This is a genomic window from Shewanella vesiculosa (assembly GCF_009994065.1).
In the GTDB taxonomy this organism is placed as follows: domain Bacteria; phylum Pseudomonadota; class Gammaproteobacteria; order Enterobacterales; family Shewanellaceae; genus Shewanella; species Shewanella vesiculosa.
The window spans coordinates 413,596-431,989 of the sequence record NZ_JAACSD010000003.1 but is presented as its reverse complement, the minus strand read 5'-3'; the positions used below and the strand labels follow the sequence as shown (position 1 = coordinate 431,989).

General features: G+C 42.4%; 13 protein-coding genes. 9 read left to right on the top strand and 4 right to left on the bottom strand.

Features of this window, described 5'->3' with window-relative positions:
- The first annotated feature begins 40 nt into the window (after positions 1-40).
- The 5 genes from GW828_RS01890 to GW828_RS01870 are packed head-to-tail and all read left to right on the top strand — an operon-like array spanning position 41 to position 4,105.
- On the top strand, positions 41-1,285 hold the full coding sequence (locus tag GW828_RS01890; protein WP_124015763.1) for a lipoprotein-releasing ABC transporter permease subunit: 1,245 nt from the start codon (positions 41-43) through the stop codon (positions 1,283-1,285).
- Positions 1,285-2,004 (top strand): lipoprotein-releasing ABC transporter ATP-binding protein LolD, encoded by a 720-nt coding sequence (gene lolD, locus GW828_RS01885; protein ID WP_182696922.1) that lies wholly within the window; start codon positions 1,285-1,287, stop codon positions 2,002-2,004. The genes GW828_RS01890 and lolD overlap by 1 nt, the downstream gene beginning before the upstream one ends.
- Positions 2,001-3,242 (top strand): lipoprotein-releasing ABC transporter permease subunit LolE, encoded by a 1,242-nt coding sequence (gene lolE, locus GW828_RS01880; RefSeq protein ID WP_182722269.1) that lies wholly within the window; start codon positions 2,001-2,003, stop codon positions 3,240-3,242. The genes lolD and lolE overlap by 4 nt, the downstream gene beginning before the upstream one ends.
- Positions 3,243-3,266: 24 nt before the next feature.
- A complete protein-coding gene (locus tag GW828_RS01875; RefSeq protein WP_273056981.1) occupies positions 3,267-3,848 on the top strand; it encodes a GNAT family N-acetyltransferase in 582 nt (193 codons plus the stop codon).
- A gap of 14 nt (positions 3,849-3,862) precedes the next feature.
- Positions 3,863-4,105 (top strand): DUF3624 domain-containing protein, encoded by a 243-nt coding sequence (locus GW828_RS01870; RefSeq protein WP_182697076.1) that lies wholly within the window; start codon positions 3,863-3,865, stop codon positions 4,103-4,105.
- A 473-nt stretch (positions 4,106-4,578) separates the two neighbouring features.
- On the opposite strand, the gene GW828_RS01865 is transcribed toward GW828_RS01870, so the two are convergent.
- Positions 4,579-5,088 (bottom strand): DUF2062 domain-containing protein, encoded by a 510-nt coding sequence (locus GW828_RS01865; RefSeq protein WP_182696919.1) that lies wholly within the window; start codon positions 5,086-5,088, stop codon positions 4,579-4,581.
- Positions 5,089-5,119: 31 nt separating this feature from the next.
- Here GW828_RS01865 and GW828_RS01860 point away from each other — a divergent pair, with 31 nt between their 5' ends.
- Genes GW828_RS01860 through GW828_RS01845 form a run of 4 tightly spaced genes read left to right on the top strand, consistent with a single transcriptional unit; the run spans position 5,120 to position 10,642 of the window.
- Complete coding sequence (locus GW828_RS01860) at positions 5,120-7,612, top strand: DNA internalization-related competence protein ComEC/Rec2 (protein ID WP_337957243.1); 2,493 nt, start codon at positions 5,120-5,122, stop codon at positions 7,610-7,612.
- A 37-nt stretch (positions 7,613-7,649) separates the two neighbouring features.
- Entirely contained in the window at positions 7,650-9,452 is a 1,803-nt protein-coding gene (gene msbA / locus GW828_RS01855) for a lipid A export permease/ATP-binding protein MsbA (protein ID WP_124015770.1), read from the top strand.
- A gap of 16 nt (positions 9,453-9,468) precedes the next feature.
- Entirely contained in the window at positions 9,469-10,476 is a 1,008-nt protein-coding gene (gene lpxK / locus GW828_RS01850; protein ID WP_273056987.1) for a tetraacyldisaccharide 4'-kinase, read from the top strand.
- Positions 10,466-10,642, top strand: a complete 177-nt coding sequence (locus GW828_RS01845; protein ID WP_273056989.1) for a Trm112 family protein — start codon at positions 10,466-10,468, stop codon at positions 10,640-10,642. The genes lpxK and GW828_RS01845 overlap by 11 nt, the downstream gene beginning before the upstream one ends.
- Positions 10,643-10,911: 269 nt before the next feature.
- On the opposite strand, the gene GW828_RS01840 is transcribed toward GW828_RS01845, so the two are convergent.
- From GW828_RS01840 to GW828_RS01830, 3 genes are all read right to left on the bottom strand, one after another.
- Entirely contained in the window at positions 10,912-11,796 is an 885-nt protein-coding gene (locus tag GW828_RS01840; protein WP_182742928.1) for an MBL fold metallo-hydrolase, read from the bottom strand.
- A 279-nt stretch (positions 11,797-12,075) separates the two neighbouring features.
- Positions 12,076-15,141, bottom strand: a complete 3,066-nt coding sequence (locus GW828_RS01835; RefSeq protein WP_273056993.1) for an efflux RND transporter permease subunit — start codon at positions 15,139-15,141, stop codon at positions 12,076-12,078.
- Positions 15,138-18,389, bottom strand: a complete 3,252-nt coding sequence (locus GW828_RS01830; RefSeq protein WP_273056995.1) for an efflux RND transporter permease subunit — start codon at positions 18,387-18,389, stop codon at positions 15,138-15,140. The genes GW828_RS01835 and GW828_RS01830 overlap by 4 nt, the downstream gene beginning before the upstream one ends.
- Positions 18,390-18,394 lie beyond the last annotated feature (5 nt).

Genomic DNA, 18,394 nt, shown 5'->3' with positions numbered 1-18,394 from the left:
CTAATACGCCTAAACTGGCGCACAGGATTAGTATTTTTTTATGAATTTAGGATTTTCATTTTTTATTGGCTACCGTTACTGGCGAGCCCGAAAAGCGAATGCTTTTGCCTCTTTTATTACCTTTTTTGCAGTGTCGGGTATTTTTTTAGGTGTGGCAGCATTGATCGTGGTGAGTTCGGTGATGAATGGCTTAGAAGGTCAACTCAAAAATCGTATTTTAGGTGCTGTGCCACAGATGACCTTGATCAGTGATATGGGATTTCGTGATTGGCAACAAAGCACCCAGAGTCTGTTGGCTGATAAAGATTTATTACAAAAAATTCGCGGCATTGTGCCTAGTGCAACCACTCAAGCTATGATCCAATCGAGCAGTAATATCCATGCGATTCAGATGTATGGGGTGTATCCAGAACTTGAACAATCCCTGTCGAGCATTGCTTCACATACTTATTCCGATGCCTTTTCAACCTTAAAGGCCGACAAGTATTTAATTGTCCTTGGTGCTGATCTTGCCCGTAAATTAGATGTAAAAACGGGTGACAGGGTCAGGGTGCTAAGTGGTGATGGCGTGGTGTACTCTCCAATGGGCCCAGTACCTAGTCAGCGTAAATTTACCGTTGCGGGTATTTTTGAAATGGGCTCGCAAGTCGATTCGAGCGTGGCCTATGTGCATTACAAGGATGCGCGTAAGTTGATGCGTCAAGACAGTAATACCATAAATGAGCTGCGAGTATATTTGAAAGATCCTTTCTCGGCCCCGACACTAGCATCGAAAGTGGTTGCCGGATTTGCCAAGCAAAATATTGACATTCAAACCCGTGATTGGCGCCAAGACTTCGGTCATTTATTTTCGGCGGTAAAGATGGAAAAAAATATGATGTCATTGATGCTCAGTTTAATTGTGGCTGTGGCTGCATTTAATATTGTGTCAGCATTGGTGATGATGGTCGTGGATAAAACTACCGATGTTGCGGTGTTAAAAACCCAAGGGTTAACGACTACTTCGGTAATGACGATTTTTATTGTCCAGGGCTCCCTTAATGCATTGTTAGGGCTAATGCTTGGTACTATTGCTGGCATAGTGTTAACCCTCAATTTAAATGAAATATTAACCTCGCTTGGCATTTCTATTTTAGGCTTAGGTCAGACTCTGCCGGTGCAATTTTCATTAGCGCAATTGAGTCTTATCATTTTGGGCACATTATTTATGACCTTATTTGCCACCCTTTATCCTGCGTTGTCCGCCGCAAGGGTTCAACCCGCTACCGCTTTGAGATACGAATAATGAGTCAGACACAACAAGTATTACTTCAGGTTCAACACGTCAGTAAGCATTATCATGATGGTGAAGTGACCACTCAGGTATTATCTGGGGTTGATTTAACCGTTTATAAAGGTGAACAGTTGGCTATTGTCGGCAGTTCAGGATCGGGTAAAAGTACGCTTTTACACATTATGGGTACCTTAGATACACCCACATCGGGTAACGTCATGCTAGACGGCGAAGACTTATATCAATTGTCTAGTGCCCGTCAGGCGATAATACGTAATCAAGATTTGGGCTTTATTTATCAATTTCACCATTTGTTGCCAGAGTTTTCCGCATTAGAGAATGTTGCTATGCCGGCATTCATTCAAGGTAGAGATAAAAAGCAAGCTTTGGTAGATGCGCAAAACTTACTCGAGCGTGTTGGCTTAGGCCATCGTTTGCATCATATTCCGGCACAGTTGTCTGGTGGTGAACGCCAACGTGTAGCGATTGCTCGTGCATTAATCAATAAACCTAAGTTGGTATTAGCCGACGAGCCAACCGGTAATTTAGATGCCAGCAGTGGTAACAATGTTTATGCGATGATCCGCGAGTTAGCCCAGCAGTTTGGCACTGCATTTGTGGTGGTGACTCATGATCACAGCTTGGCCGCTAAAATGGATCGTCAACTCACTATGAAAGATGGTGTGCTTCAAGTTACTGCCAATCCACCCGCTGTAGGGTTAGCAGAATGAGTAAGTGGCTGCCGTTAACCATTGGCTGGCGTTTTTTTCGCGCGCGACAGTCTAATGGCTTTATTGGGTTTATTTCTTTTGCGTCGACCGCTGGTATTGCTTTAGGCGTTGGCGTATTGATTGTCGTATTATCGGCCATGAATGGTTTTGAAAAAGAGTTGCAAGAGCGTTTATTAGGCGTGGTGTCACACGGTGAACTTGTTGGTGTTAATCAACCCATTACCGATTGGCATGTTATCGCGAAGAGTGCCTCAAACATGCCGCAAATTACTGGCGTAGCTCCATTTATTCGTTTACAAGGTTTAGTGCAAAAGCCTGGCGGTTTTCAAGGACTAACGGTAAATGGAATTGATATTAAGCATGAGTCAGATGTGTCGAGTATTGCTGATTATATGCCTAATGATGCGTGGCAATCATTGGCGGGTGATAACAACCATATTGTGCTTGGTCGCAGTTTATTGACAAAATTAGGCTTAAAAGTTGGTGATACTTTAGCTATGTATACCCCTGACACGAATAGTAGTCAGTTAACGTCAGCTAAGAGTCATCGCTTTGTGGTATCCGGTGTATACGATTTGGGCGGCGAAATCGAGTCAACCCAAGCGTATGTGTCGCTTAATTACTTAGCAGATTTACTTGAGTTAGGAACCGGCGTTTCTGGTGTGCGAATTCAAGTCAATAATGTCTTTAATGCGGCGAGTATTACCCGTGATTTAGGCTTTGCTCAAGAGCAATATTTATATATTAATGATTGGACTCGCAGTCAAGGGCATTTGTACCAAGATATTCAATTAGTCCGCTTAGTCATGTATCTGGTACTCGCTTTAGTGATTGCTGTGGCTTGCTTTAATATCGTGTCGACACTTGTAATGGCGGTGCGCGATAAAGCGTCTGAAATTGCAATTTTAATGACTATGGGGCTCTCTCGTGGTGCGATTATGACCATATTCATTCTGCAAGGTGCGCTTAATGGAGTTATGGGCTGTGTTATTGGGGGCGTGTTAGGCGTCAGCTTAGCGTATAACTTAAGTGCCATTGCGAGCAGCATTGAACACCTTTTAGGGGTGCAGTTATTGGCTTCTGATATTTATTTTATTGATTTCCTACCATCAGAATTACATTATCAAGATGTGGCAGTGGTGCTATTAATGGGCCTATTTATGAGCCTTATCGCAACCATTTATCCGGCATGGAAAGCGACTAAAATTTCTCCGGCTACCGCATTGGCCGGCAGATAAGCCCTATAAACCAACGAGGTTGATATGGACAGTAATGCTAATGTGCGTCCACTAAAGTGTCCAACGTTAACCTCGGGTAGCTTAATCATCCGGCCATTGACCTTAGATGATTTAATTGCATTTACCGCTTATAGAGCAGATCCTAATGTTGCTCGATATCAGAGTTGGACGGATTATCACTATCAAGACGCACTAAGCTTATTGAATTTAACCAACTACCAAGATTTTGCTAAAGCAGGGCAGTGGTATCAATTAGCCATTAGTGATCAGCATGAGCTGTTAATGGGCGATCTGGCGGTACATTTTATTGATGACACCCAAGTTGAAGTGGGTTTTACTGTCGCTCCAGCATTTCAAGGACAGGGAATTGCAGCACAAGCGTTAACTTGTTTATTGCAATATTTGTTTGTGGAATTATCTCGTCATCGAGTTATTGCTCAAACTGATTGCCTCAATCTAGCTAGTGTAGCGCTTTTAGAAAAGTTGCAGTTTCGTCGTGAAGGTCATTTTATTAACAATGTGTTTTTTAAAGGCGCATGGGGTGATGAGTATCTGTATGCCATGTTGGCGAGTGAGTTTAATACTCAATATTCTGAGCATAAATGATAAAGAAAGCTGTTATGTCTTGTAACCAATGTACTGATTCCGTTTTCAAACAAAAAATTGGTCGCTGTAAACGCTGCATGTGGCAATTGACGTTACTGAGCGCAATTACATGGCCACTTTGGTGGTATTGTTATGCAGATACCCCTAAGAGCGTGGAATCTATCGCGCTACTTTTCTTTGCAGTTAGTTTTAGCGGGTTACTTACGCTGCACTTGGTTGTGTGGACCTACCGCAACCTAACTAGTCCCCGCCGTTAATCTAAATGGTGTTTAATCAGTCCTTTGAACGACTGATTTGATTGTGTTTATTTGTAATACATAAACTATCGACGCTGCGAGTCACAAGAACGTACGCTTTGTTGTGTAAAACAAATTCCCCCTCATAAATCACAGCCTTGCTTAACTAAGCAACAATCACGACAACATCTGTATCTGTTTTTGTTTACCGAACGAGTCTGCATCAGTATTTCGCTTCAGTACCCCGTAGCACTGATCCACCACCAAATCTTCGCTCAGTTGGCCATGCTCAGGATCAAACTCCCTAATGGTGTATGAGTGCTTAATTGCAGCATTAGGATTTGTTAATGTTATATTTACGAAAGTGGATTAACAGACCAAAAAATTGCACGTTTAGCATAGCGGATGGCACAAAACTTAAATCAACAGCTTTAGTTATAAAAAAGACCGCTATTGCGGCCTTAGTGATTTCAGTTGATCAATATATTCAAAGCTTACTGGCCTTTACGCTTTTGCCATTTAAATAAAATTGAATAGCGCCACATACTTTTAATGACAATATAACCGATTAACGCTGACACAATGCCTAATACTAAGCAACCCACCAAAAAGGGAGGACCTATGGTTGACAACGAGGCCTCAATCCATGCCCAAGTGGCTTCAAACTGAAATGCCTGCGCTCTATGTCCGATGATTTTAGCACCTAACAAATAGGCGCCATAAAACATGATAGGCATGGTCAGTGGATTAGTTATCCATACCAGTGCGACAGCAACGGGGAGGTTGACGTTAAATAAAATCGCAAACCCTGCAGCAACCACCATTTGAAATGGCATGGGGATCCAAGCCACAAATAGTCCGACCGCAAAGGCACCAGGAGCTGATTTGCGATTTAATGCCCACAAATTAGGTTTGTGTAATAGTTTGCCAAACACCCGTAAATACTTATGATCACGGAGTGTTTCTGGTTTGGGCATAAATCTTTGTATTAATTTTTTTGGCATATTTGTCGATTAATGTCTTAACTAATTCATTATGAATCGATTTATCTATGGCTTTTGCGCCTGTTCTTTATCAGCGATGTTATGGCCTTCGCTGGCACCTTTATGGTGTTTACCTATTCTATTTTTGGCTATGCTACTTTGCCTTCGCAAAGGGCCACTTATGGCTGGCTGTTTATTCGCCGTCATTTGGCTGAGCCTGTTGTTTCATTGTCTATATATGCATCAATATGCTGAAAAGTCGCAACAAATTGAGTTTAAGGCGCAGATAGTATCACTAGTTAGCCAAAACAGCGACTGGATTAGTTTTGATGTGCGCGTTATTTCTGAAGCTGATCAAGACGCCTTTTTTGATTCTTGGGCGCTTAACAATGTGCAGCGATATTACCGATTAACATGGCAAAAGCCAGATAAAATTGTTGTCGGTCAAATATGGCAATTTAGTGCAAAGTTGAAAGGGATCTCGAGCATACAAAATCAAGGAGGCTTTAATCAACAAAAGTACTTCATTACTCGGCATATTATTGCCAAAGGCCGCGTTAAACAAGCTGAGTTAATTCGTTATGGTGGGTCTTTACGCCAAGATGTTACGCAGAAACTAGCCCCTATATTGGCACAACTTGCTCAGGGCGATATTTTACAAGCGTTAATTTTGGGTGATAAAAGTGCTTTAACCACAGCGCGATGGCAGCAATTGCGTCAAACAGGGGCAGGGCATTTAGTCGCTATTTCTGGGTTACATTTATCGGTCGTTTTTGGCTTGTTTTATGGCATTTTTCTCGGTATAAGCCGTTATGCATTTTCTTGGCAGCATTTAGGTAAAATGCAATTCGCCATGATATTAGCGGGCATATTTACCTTTGGGTATGGCTATTTATCGGGTTTTGCAATTGCTACGCAGCGTGCTTTATTGATGTTATTTCTGTTGCTCATTTTTAGTTTTATTAAGCAGTTTAGCCACCATTGGGATCGATTGGTGTATGCCTTGTTTTTTGTGTTGCTGGTGGATCCTTTTGCATCACTTGGTGCCGGATTATGGTTATCGTTTGGCGCATTGGCCATTATTTTGTTGTCGGTGCAAGCCAATACGGTTGAGCAGCAGGCAGAGATAGGCACTGATTATGTAGCTAAAAGTATTTCTGCATCTTCCTCTAATATGGCTGAGCGATGCGTACAAAAAATCCTAAAACTTAAAGGTAAGCTGCTTCATGGACTCAGTGTGTTGTGGTCAATTCAATGGCGATTAGCGCTGCTATTGGGTGTACTGCAAGGCATTTTATTTGGCAGCATTTCACCTCATAGCATATGGCTCAATATGCTGCTCGTGCCTTGGTTTAGTCTGGTTGTGATCCCATTAACGATACTCAGTTTTTACATTTGGTTAGTGGTGTTGTGCATTTTTTTGTTATTGGGTATCGATAGCGACTCGCAACAACACTTAGGTACGATGATCTTTCAATGGGCGAATATGAGCCTTGAGCCATTTGCCTGGTTGTTACAGCTGAGCGATCATTTGCCAGTAAATCAGTTGCTATTAACTGAACAACAACTGGCTGGATTGGTATTTTCTATTTTTGCGATGATGTTGTTGAGCATTCGTCGTCATGTGGCTAAAAAGCAAAAGAGAATTTACCTTTTTTTCGTTACCATATTGCTGCTGCCAATCGTCATCAATAAGTTAGTGACTCAAGAGATATTGCCTGCGCCATCATCTTCATTAGGCTCAACACCATGGCAGCTTCATGTTATTGATGTGGCTCAAGGCATGGCAGTCGTTTTACAGCAAGGTCGACACGGGATTATTTACGATACTGGTGCCGCTTATGGGGATTTTAGCTATGCACAACGGGCAATAGTGCCTTTTCTTGCCAGCCAAGGTATCCGTTTCATTGATTATATTATTATAAGTCATGATGATAATGACCATGCTGGTGGTGTGCATGTGTTGCGTGAACAATTTCCACTGGCGAGGTTAATTGCTGACTTTACCATAACCTCCAAAGCTTTATCGCTGTCACCAGCAGTTGCACAAGCTTGTAAAGGGCAAATACTCTGGCGCGGTATGCAATTAAACTTCATTGGTAATCCGTTAACGGCCTCGAATGATAATAACAACTCATGTGTGGTTAAATTGTCTGATGGCCTGTCTTCAGTATTGTTAACTGGAGACATTGAAGCCGACAGAGAGCAGACATTAATTACTGCACAGGCTGATATTCGAGCCGATATTTTATTGGTGCCGCATCATGGTAGCCGAACATCGTCTACCCCAGCATTTATCGATAGCGTTAATCCGCAATTAGCCATTTTTACCGCTGGTTTTTCTAATCAGTATGGTTTCCCTAAACCTGAGGTTGTTGCGAGGTATCAACAGCAGGGCTGCAAAATATTACAAACGGGTCATGCCGGCCAAATTAGTATCACTTTTGATCAAGGCGAATATAAAATCGCCACTTACCGCCAACAAATGGCTCCATTTTGGTATAACCGTTTGTTTAGATTTGGTGAGTCACTTAAAGCAGAGTAGAATATCATTTATGTTTGTTAGTTAAGTATTGGATTCAATGTCAGCATCACCTAAAAATGAAATGTGGATCGTTTTCAAACGTTTGATGACCTATGTCGTGCCAATGAAAGCCATGTTTATTATGGCTGTACTCGGCCTTATTACCTATGGCGCTGTCGATGCAGCGTTTATCGCATTTATTAAACCTTTTATTGATGAAGGTTTTAGTCAAACGCCAGCCATAGTGGCAGGAGTCGACTTACCTACTCATGGTGGGTTTAATGCCAATAAAGACATTATGTTAATGGCGCCGATTGCGGTTATTTTAATGTTCAGCTTACGTGGTTTGGCTAACTTTGTGTCGACCTATTGTGTGTCGTTTATGAGTGCACAGCTCATTATGGATATGCGCCAACAAGTGTTTGAGCATTATCTGCGTTTGCCTGTAAGTTATATCGACCGCGAAAATAGCGGTAATTTGATTTCGCGCGTCACCTTTGATACTGAACAAATTGCCCGAGCATCTGGCAGTGCGTTAATTTCAATTGTTCGCGATAGCATGACCGCCATCGGCATGTTAGGCATTATGTTCTACTATTCGTGGAAATTATCCTTATGCATACTAGTGATAGGCCCAATTATGGGCGTTGTCATCAGTATTGTGAGTAAGCGCTTTCGTAAGGTGTCTAAGCAGATCCAGTCTGCTATGGGCGGCGTAACGGCAACGACTGAACAGATGATTAAGGGCCATAAAAACGTATTAGTCTTTGGTGGTCAAAAAACAGAGGTTGATCGTTTCTATCAAGTTAACGACCAGAACCGTTACCAGAATATGAAGCTAGCGGTAGCTCAATCTGTTAGTCAGCCATTGATCATGGTTATTGGATCTTTCGCACTGGCGTTTGTGTTGTATGCCGCCACTTGGGATAGCATGAAAACCGATCTGACCGCAGGTACGTTTGCGGCTATTTTAGGTGCCATGTTAGCCATGCTACAACCGATTAAGAACTTAACCCGAGTTAATGCGGAGTTTCAACGCGGTATTGCAGCTTGTACTACTGTATTTGAATTATTAGATACTCCGCCTGAGCCTGATAATGGCCCGTTCACTATTGATCGCGTTCAAGGCAAACTGACATTTGAAAATGTGACCTTTTCTTATCCTGGGCAAGATAAACCCGCTTTGAACGGCATTGATTTTGAAGTTAAACCCGGTAAAACCATCGCTTTAGTAGGGCGATCTGGCTCTGGTAAGTCCACTATCGCGAGTTTGATTACGCGTTTTTATGGTGGATTATCAAGCGGTGATATTCGCCTTGATGACACCAGCATTTACGATTACCAATTAAAATCATTGCGTAATCAAGTGGCGTTAGTGTCGCAGCAAGTGACCTTATTTAACGACACCATAGCGAATAATATTGCCTATGCTTACCCAGGCGAAGTTACCCGCGAGCAAATAGTTCGCGCTGCTGAGCTTGCTTATGCGATGGAGTTTATCGAGACATTGCCAAAAGGGCTCGATACCCAAGTGGGCGAAAATGGCGTGTTGCTTTCTGGTGGTCAACGTCAACGTATTGCGATTGCTCGCGCTATGTTACGTGATGCCCCAGTATTGATTTTAGATGAAGCCACATCGGCTTTAGATACTGAGTCTGAAAAAGCGATTCAAAAAGGCCTAGATAATCTGCGTCATAACCGTACCTCAATTGTTATCGCTCATCGTTTATCGACAATTGAAAGTGCTGATGAAATCTTGGTTATCGATCAAGGTCGAGTTGTTGAGCGCGGTAATCACAGTGAGTTAATTGCTCAAGCTGGTATTTACGCCAATCTTTATCAGATGCAGTTCAGTCAATAATGATTAGGTGTTTGTAATGCAACAGTTTATTCATCGGATTTGGTATCAAGGTCATCAAGCCAAATGGTTATTACTGCCATTGTCCGGTTTATTTTGGCTCATATCTACTATTCGCCGTGGACTGTTTCGTTTTGGGCTTAAACAGGCACAAGTTTTACCCGTGCCTGTGATAGTGGTCGGTAATATTACCGCTGGTGGCAGTGGTAAAACCCCCACAGTGATTTATTTAATTGAGTTATTACGACAACATGGTTATAAACCTGGGGTGATAAGCCGAGGTTATGGGGTGAATATTGATGGCGTAATGGCTGTTAATCATCATGCCAAAGCCTGTGAGGTTGGTGATGAACCGGCCATGATAGTGGCTCGTACTCAAGTGCCTATGGTTGTTGGCGCCAGTAGAGTTAGTGCCGCTCAGGCTTTACTCTCTGAGTTTGATGTTGATGTCATCATTAGTGACGATGGTTTACAGCATTATGCTTTGGAGCGTGATATTGAAATAGCCTTGGTCGATGGTGAACGCCGTTATGGTAATCATTGTCTATTACCCGCAGGTCCGTTACGAGAAGGTTTGTGGCGTGTAAATTCGGTTGATTTTATCATTAACAATGGCGGTCCGGCTTATGACGGTGAAGTGTTGATGACTTTGGAGCCAGCGCCGCTTTGCCAGATCAACAGTCTTCTGCACCATGAATTTAGTCAGCAGGACAGTGTGGTGGCTATGGCTGGTATAGGTAATCCACAACGTTTTTTTAGTAGTATTAGCCAGTTAGGCTATAAAGTAGTACAAACCGTTGAGTTTGCAGATCATCAGGCTTTTGACGCAAAGCAATTAAATGCGTTATCTGTGCAACATTCATTATTAATGACTGAAAAAGATGCGGTTAAATGTCGCGATTTTGCACAATCAAACTGGTGGTATTTACCTGTAAATGCGAAGCTTAACTCAGAATTTGATCACGCATTGTTGAGCCGACTACAGCAAGTGGCTCAAATTAAAAAAGGATTGTCTCATGGCATTTGATAAAAAATTACTCGAAATTGTGGCTTGCCCAGTGTGCAAAGGCAAGCTTGAATACGGCAAAGAGTCACAACAGCTTATCTGCAAGTTTGATAAGTTAGCTTACCCTATTACCGAAGGTATTCCGGTTTTGCTGGAAAATCGTGCTACAACCTTAGTTTCTGAATAACCCTAGTTACTAAATACCCTTAGTTATTTAATAACGTTAAAACAGTAACTCTGGGTATAATATGATTAAGCGTCCGTTGGACGCTTTTTTTATATTTATTAGGCAAACACATCTAATACTACCTTAATGGCTAATTTACTTTTAGGGCTTTACAGCATAAAAAAAGCTTGCCGATAAAGGCAAGCTCATTAACCTCTGGAGACCATCACATCAGATTAATTATATGACGCGACAAGATTTACCTTGATAAACCGTCAACGATACTAAGGTTACCTTTGGGTGGATAAATCTTGATATAAAGTTTCAATCCATTTATCTGCAGAGATAAATTCCCAACTCCAATCAGCGTATTTTTCTGGTACACCTTGTTTTTTGATGCTGGCTAAATCGTGCCCTAGTTCAATTTCACCGCGCATCCAATTAATGCTGTCATCTAGCATATGCTTAAATTTAAACAGTGCATTTTTATCGGCTAAATCGCCATGGCCTGGGATCACTTTGGTCTTGTTGTCTAAACGATCCAATATCAAGCTGACGTTTTCACGATAACCCGTCACCGATCCTCCGGCATCTAAATCAATGTATGGGAAACGATCTTTGAAATATAAATCACCCATATGAATAATATTAGCCTTTTGCCATATCACTACGCTGTCACCATCAGTGTGTCCGGGACCTAGGTGGATAATCTCTAAAGTATCTTGGTTAAAATGAATGGATATATTGTCTCCATAAGTGATAACAGGCAGGGCTGAGGAGGCGATTTTATTTTGTGCTTGAAGACGCTTGAGAACATTATGATGAGCTAAGATTGTACCTTGTTCACCAAAGTGAGCATTGCCGCCAGTATGGTCTGCATGGTAATGAGTGTTGACTATGTACTTGGGAGCACCTGGTTGAATTTGATTCAGTGCCGCGGTAATTTTATCGGCTAAGGGGGCATATTGGTCGTCAATGATCAATATGCCATCACTGCCAGCAGAAACTCCAATGTTGCCTCCAGCACCAATAAACATGTAAGTATTATTATCGAGTTTTTTCGACTTAATGGTCACATCATTAAATTTATCATCAGCCATGGCAGCTGTTTGAGTGAGTGCTAGCAAAGCGAGTGCACTGAGTCCGATGATATGACGTTGAAATCTTAATTTCATTATTATTCCCCATTGCTGTCTTAACAATTGTTTTATTGTTACTAGTACTGCCTAGGTTAACAATTTGATCACATATACAGCAATGATAAATCATACAAAGGTCTAAAGTATCGGTTCGCTAGCTTACACTGGTTCAGAGCACTTAACGCTAAGTATTAAGTGCTCTGATGTCTTAATTCGAGAGGGCTATTTTGGCCAAATGGGTTTAATGCCTAAAACTTATTGCGGCTTAATGCCCGATAGCATGCACTAATCGCTTTAGATTAAAGCACCTAGAAACTACTTGGTCCACGGGAGTATTTTTTGGGCAAATGTATTCGATACTCCTAATCTTATCGCGGCTTTATGGCGCATGAGATACAAGGCTTGGTAACATAATGGTACTAAATATAAGCTAGTTACCGTTGAAAAGGTTAACCCACCAATAATGGCAATTGCCATAGGGGAATAGGGTGGTCCACCGCCGCCAATCTGTGTATCTCCCATAGCTAAGGGAACTAACCCCAGTACCGTGGTGGCCACTGTCATTAGTACCGGCCGAAGACGTGTAATACACACACTGATAATCGTGTGACTTAGTTTATCTAAATCAGGTGTCATTTGATTGATTTGATCAACCAATACAATACCGTTATTCACCACAATGCCCATCAAAATAAGAATTCCAATCATCGACATTACCGACATGGGGGTGCCGGTTAACCACAATGCCCAAAATACTCCCGTTATTGAGAACAGAATTGAGGTGATAATAGCGGTAGGTAACAATAATGACTCAAACAAGGCTGCCATGACGATATAGATCATCGCAATCGCCAAAATCATATTGACGACCATAATTGACTGGTCTTCATCTTGGCGTTCAAACCCACCCCGCAGTGAGTAGCCGTATCCATAAGGGAAGTTGACCGAGTCCATGACTTGAGTGATTTTAGTTTGGGCTTCTTCGGTTGTCATATCCTCAAGGTTTGCGCCAATGGATAATGCTGTTTGGCGATTAAAATGACGAATAGTGTCAAATCTAGGAACTACAGTGGCTTCGGCTAAACTGTCAAGGGTGTAGACTCGGTCACCTTGGCGAATAATAGGTAACTGTTTAAGTTTTTCAAGCGAGTTTTGCCAGCTTTTGTCATAGGCCAGTTCAATGCGAAGCTCGCCGCTAGGATCATGGCGAAATGAACGTAACTGCGAGCCTCTTAACGCGATCGCAATATTTGAAGCAATATCACTTAAGGTTAAATCCAGTCTGGCTGCCATTTCGCGGTTTATTACCACAACCACTTCTTGCTGAGCGCCATTCACTTCCGAGCGCACATCAACCAAACCCTCAATATTATCGAGTAATGGCATCACCTGCTCACTGATCCGAATGAGCTCAGTTGTCGAGCGTCCGGTTAAGGTCACACGGATACCGTTATTTTCATTGCCCCAGCCAAACTGAGGTGTGGCAATGGAAAACTTAGGAAAGCCTTCGCGGATCATTTTCTTTAGTTCGCCAATATCTATCGGGATGTCTTTTTGCAATAAAATGGTCGATTGCGCATCTTGCGGCGCGTAATAACTGTAAACCGCATCAATGTAAAACTTTTCTTTATTGCTATATAAGTAGCTTTCCATGCTGTTAATCATGGCTTCGGTAACCGCTAAATTATGCCGACCCTCTAATTGATAATTAATGTACAAACGGTCATTACCTTCCCCGTCACCCTGATCTTGTTTCACCATGCTTAACGGCAATGCGGTTGACACTAATATTGCTAAGGCAATGACTCCAGAACGTTTTGGTCGGGTTAAAATCCAAGTGAGACTGCGCTCATAAAATCGTCCCAAACGGTTATTGTCTGTAGTGGTTTCGACATCAAAATGAAAGTGATTGAGCATCAATGGGATCAGGGTTTTAGCGACCAACAATGATGCTGCAAGCGAAATACAAATCGCTACAGCAACATGTTCTAAAAAGATGGTTAGCTGCACTTTAACGCCAAAAATATTCGGTAAAAACACGATGGCAGTGGTTAAGGTTCCCGCCAGAACGGCTAAAGAGACTTTATCCACGCCAGTTAACACGGCTTGTTGGTTCGCTTTTCTCTGACAAGTATCGTCAATGTGTGCGGCTTGTTTTTCTTGCAGCACGCTTTCGGTGACAACCACTGCATTATCAATCAGCATGCCGACGGCTAATAACAATCCCATCATAGATAAAATATTTAAGCTGTAGCCTAAAAAGTACATACCGGCCAATGTCATACATAGAGAAATCGGTACAGATGAAATAACCACTAAGGTCATTTTAAGGTTATGTAAAAATAGATACAGCACCCCAAATGATAATACTGCTCCCATCAAACCAGACAACAGTAAGTCTTTTAACGATGATTTAACCCCATAGGCTTGATCTTCCATAATGAATAGCTTGATGCCATTAAATTGCTGATCTTGCTTAACCAGCTCGATGACCTTGAGTACCCGATCAGATACTTCAACTAAATTGGCGCCTGACTCTTTAAATACATCAATTCCCACAGCATATTTTTGGTCTAAATGTCGGCCTTCAATTTTTTCTGGCAGGGCATAGCTCACCATAGCAATATCTTGCAGGCGAATACCCGGTACAATAACCAGATTATTAATGTCATCAAGACTGGTAAACTCACCTTTTGGCGAGACTTGGTACACTCTCGAGTCTTCTCTTAACGTACCGGCACTAATGACAAAGTTTTCAGCGAGTAAACGCGAGCGTAAATCGAGACTGTTGAGGCTTGATGCCACTAATTTATCGGCATCAAGGCGGATTTCAATCTGCTTTTGTTCAACACCATAAAGAGTGACTTTCGACACGCCATCAACGCGTTCAAGTGGCTTACGTAACTGTTTATCCAATAAATCAAAGGCATTTGATAGTTCGCGCTCGCTTGATATGCGGATAGTGAGCACTGGCATGTCGGCAGTTGAGAACTGTTGGATCATCACCCGCTCGACATCTTTGGGAAGTAAATGTTGTACCGAGTCTATTTTCTCACGCGCTTCAAGGCTCTTAGTGGCAACATCTTCACCCCATTTCATGTTGAGCTGTATAAAAGCCCCATCTTGAGTCGAGTCGGATCGCACCTCTTCAATGCCGCTCATGGTGGCAAGTGACTCTTCCAGAACTTTGGTTATATCGCGTTCAACTTCTGCTGGGCTAGAGCCTTTATACGGGACTTGCACCACAATTTGTGGAATATCAATCCCTGGAAACATTTCTAATGGCAGCATTCTACTGGCCGCCATGCCAAATAACATGATGGCTAAGAAGAACATACAGGTGGTTACGGGGCGCTTTATGGCTAGCTGAGTGATATTCATGCTGGCGTCTCCGCAGTGTTCAGCTCTTCATCATTTTGGGTGTATTGTTTGCGGTCAAATAGCGCATATAAGGCAGGAATAACCAGCAATGTGAGCAAGGTAGACATGCTTAAACCAAAAATCACTGTAATCGCCATGGGCGCGCGGACCTCACTGCCATCGCCAATCCCTATTGCCATAGGCAATAAACCTAACGTTGTGGTTAACGTGGTCATCATGATAGGACGCAAGCGAGATTGTGCAGCTTGATTAATTGCCGTGAGCTTATCCATGCCTTCTTGGCGCAGTTGATTGATGCGATCCACCAATACAATGGCATTATTGACCACAATCCCTGCCAGCATAATTAAACCAATAAACACCACGACACTTAAATGAGTACCGGTAATAAATAAACCAATAATGCTGCCTGCTACGGCCATGGGCACAGCAATCAAAATTAATAATGGGTGTAACAAGGATTCAAACTGGCTGGCCATCACTAAGTACACTAAAAAGATAGCCAAAACGAGGGCAATTTTTAATGAGTCAAATGATTGTTCCATTTCTTCATTTTGGCCACCAAATCTGGCTTGAATAGAGCTTGGGAATTGCTGTTGAGTCAATATTTGTTGTGCTTGAAGTACGGCTTCACTTAAATCGCCGTAGGCCAAATTCGATGACACGATAGCCACGCGTTGTTGGCTAATACGGTTAATCGCTGATGGACCAATTTGTAAGTCAATGGTAGCGATGGCACTTAACGGAATAGGCTGGGCGCTATTGGGGTTAATGATTAATGATTCAATGTCGCTTATCTGATCGCGCTCATTTAATTCACTGCGCACCAAAATATCCACTTTACGATCACGCACGGTGAATTGGCTGGCAATAGTGCCACCGACACGTTGAGCAATACGGTTAGCGACAGTGGGTGCATCCATACCTAACGCAGCAAGGCGAGCATGATCAAAGCGAATGCTGATCTCTGGCTGCCCGTCACGTAGGGTGGTATTGATGTCACTAAAGCGATCTGATTCAGACAAGGCTTTTACCAGCTGATCAGCACTTTGCTTAAGTTGCACTAAATCATAACCTGATAACTCAATTTCAAGCGGGGTTTTGAAACTGAATAATTCAGGATGCTCAATCTGCGCTTCGAGTTCGGGGATATTTCTAGCTGTATTGCGCAGTACCTGACTAACCGTAGTAAAGGCTAAAGGATCATTTAGTACCACTTGTAATCTGCCCCAGTTTTCACCGCCTCGAGCAGTATCAGATGTCATTAATCCGCCGCTGCCTGCTTGACTATAGGCATGCTTAACATCCTCACGGTCTTTAATCGATAAGGCTAATTGTTGTAATACCGCATCCGTTTCACTGACTTCTGTGCCAGGTGGTAATAAAATTTCGACATAAAACTCACCTTGATTCATTGGTGGAATCAGCTCAACACCGAGCTTAGGCAATAGACTAGTTGATGCCAGAGTTATCACTAGCGCAATGATAAGGGTGAAGACTTGGTGGCGCAGGACATGGTGAAGGACTCGGTAATAAAATGATTCCACTATGCGGTAGATGACATTAAATCCAGCGCAAATAGGTTTTAGTAATAGGCCAAAAACGCTACTTACAAAACGACTAATAACGATAATAGCGGTTAACAATCCAGCGGGTAAGTAGCTAAATAGTAGCTTAAAGGGAAAGCTCAACACGGCTAATAAGTAATAGCCAATTTTACCTTTACGGCTAGTCGGTTTTGGTTTTATCGCGACTTCTAGCGGTTGCGGCAGACTGGTAAAACCTTGGCGTGAAGCCAGCATAGGAATCGCTGTTAAGGCGACAAACAATGAGGCGAGCAGGGCAAAGGTGACAGTGAGTGCTTGGTCGGCAAATAAAGCGCCTGCGATACCATCAACAAACACTAAAGGCACAAATACTGCCAGAGTGGTCAGGGTTGAAGCAAAAATGGCCCCAGAGACTTCTTTACAACCCGTGACCGCAGCCTCAATCTTACTCATGCCTTGAGATTTATAACGGTCAATATTTTCTAATACCACAATCGCATTGTCGACCAGTAAACCAATGGCTAATGCAATGCCACCTAACGACATAATATTTAAGCTAATATCAGCAAAATACATCATATTGAATGTCGCAATAACTGAAAAGGGAATTGAGATTGAGATGATAAGTGTGGCAATAATATCACGTAGAAACAAGTAGATAACTAACATCGCCAGTAAACTGCCAAATAACGCAGCTGAGGTCACTTCATTCACGGCACTTTCAATAAATTCAGATTGGTCGTAAATAATCTTTAACTGATTCTGCTCACTTGCTTGGTTAATTTTATCGAGTTCTGTACGTATTTTTTGCGCTACCGCAACAGTATTGGCGTCACCTTCTTTGTAGATCGCCAATTCAATCGATTCTACTTCGCCGATGCGGGTAATGTCGCTGCGTTCTTTATAGGCATCACTGATATCAGCAACATCAGATAATCTGACTAAGGTTTGACCATCGCGATAAACGATGACTTGGCCTAATTCTTCAAGAGAGTTAAATTGATTTAAGGTTCTGACTAAGTATTCTTTATCACCTTGGATCACTTTACCTGCCGATAGGTTGATGTTCTCTTCATTAATTCGGCGCTTAATTTGGTCGGCATTCAGATTGAGTTGGCTTAATTTTTGTTGATTTAATTCAATGTGAACTTCTTGTTCTAATCCTCCCGACAACCTAACTGCAGCAACCCCCGATAAGGCTTCTAAGCGGCGTTTTAATTCTTCATCTGCAAAGGTACGCATTTGCTTTAGTTGCTCAGCATCGGCATCAGGCAATGAAAAAGCTAAGCGCATGATGGGGTCAAGATTGGGGTTAAAACGCAATAATAATGGCTTATTAATGTCTAATGGCAGCTCGATAGTGTCGATTTTTTCGCGGACTTCAAGGCTCGCCATGTCCATATTTGTGCCCCATTCGAACTCGAGTACTACATCAGACATACCGGAGCGCGAAATTGAGCTGATTTTGCGTAACCCTTTAACCACGCCAACAGCTTCTTCAATCGGTTTTGAAACCAGCTGTTCAATTTCAACTGGCGCCGCGCCATCATAGGCCGTTCGGATAGTGACACTGGGATAGCTTAAATCGGGTAATAATTTTACCGCAAGGCGAGAAAACCCAACCATACCAAAAAGCATCACAGCTAGCATGAACATCCACACAGTAACCGGGCGGTTAACAGACGTATTGATTATCGACATTATCC

What these genes read in the sequence shown, in the direction of transcription:
- GW828_RS01890 (WP_124015763.1), top strand. Translation starts at nt 41, where the DNA reads ATGAATTTAGGATTTTCATTTTTTATTGGCTACCGTTACTGGCGAGCC.
- GW828_RS01870 (WP_182697076.1), top strand. Translation starts at nt 3,863, where the DNA reads ATGTCTTGTAACCAATGTACTGATTCCGTTTTCAAACAAAAAATTGGT.
- GW828_RS01840 (WP_182742928.1), bottom strand. Translation starts at nt 11,796, where the DNA reads ATGAAATTAAGATTTCAACGTCATATCATCGGACTCAGTGCACTCGCT.
- GW828_RS01830 (WP_273056995.1), bottom strand. Translation starts at nt 18,389, where the DNA reads ATGTCGATAATCAATACGTCTGTTAACCGCCCGGTTACTGTGTGGATG.
- GW828_RS01865 (WP_182696919.1), bottom strand. Translation starts at nt 5,088, where the DNA reads ATGCCAAAAAAATTAATACAAAGATTTATGCCCAAACCAGAAACACTC.
- GW828_RS01860 (WP_337957243.1), top strand. Translation starts at nt 5,120, where the DNA reads ATGAATCGATTTATCTATGGCTTTTGCGCCTGTTCTTTATCAGCGATG.
- GW828_RS01845 (WP_273056989.1), top strand. Translation starts at nt 10,466, where the DNA reads ATGGCATTTGATAAAAAATTACTCGAAATTGTGGCTTGCCCAGTGTGC.
- msbA (WP_124015770.1), top strand. Translation starts at nt 7,650, where the DNA reads ATGTCAGCATCACCTAAAAATGAAATGTGGATCGTTTTCAAACGTTTG.
- GW828_RS01875 (WP_273056981.1), top strand. Translation starts at nt 3,267, where the DNA reads ATGGACAGTAATGCTAATGTGCGTCCACTAAAGTGTCCAACGTTAACC.
- GW828_RS01835 (WP_273056993.1), bottom strand. Translation starts at nt 15,141, where the DNA reads ATGAATATCACTCAGCTAGCCATAAAGCGCCCCGTAACCACCTGTATG.
- lpxK (WP_273056987.1), top strand. Translation starts at nt 9,469, where the DNA reads ATGCAACAGTTTATTCATCGGATTTGGTATCAAGGTCATCAAGCCAAA.
- lolE (WP_182722269.1), top strand. Translation starts at nt 2,001, where the DNA reads ATGAGTAAGTGGCTGCCGTTAACCATTGGCTGGCGTTTTTTTCGCGCG.
- lolD (WP_182696922.1), top strand. Translation starts at nt 1,285, where the DNA reads ATGAGTCAGACACAACAAGTATTACTTCAGGTTCAACACGTCAGTAAG.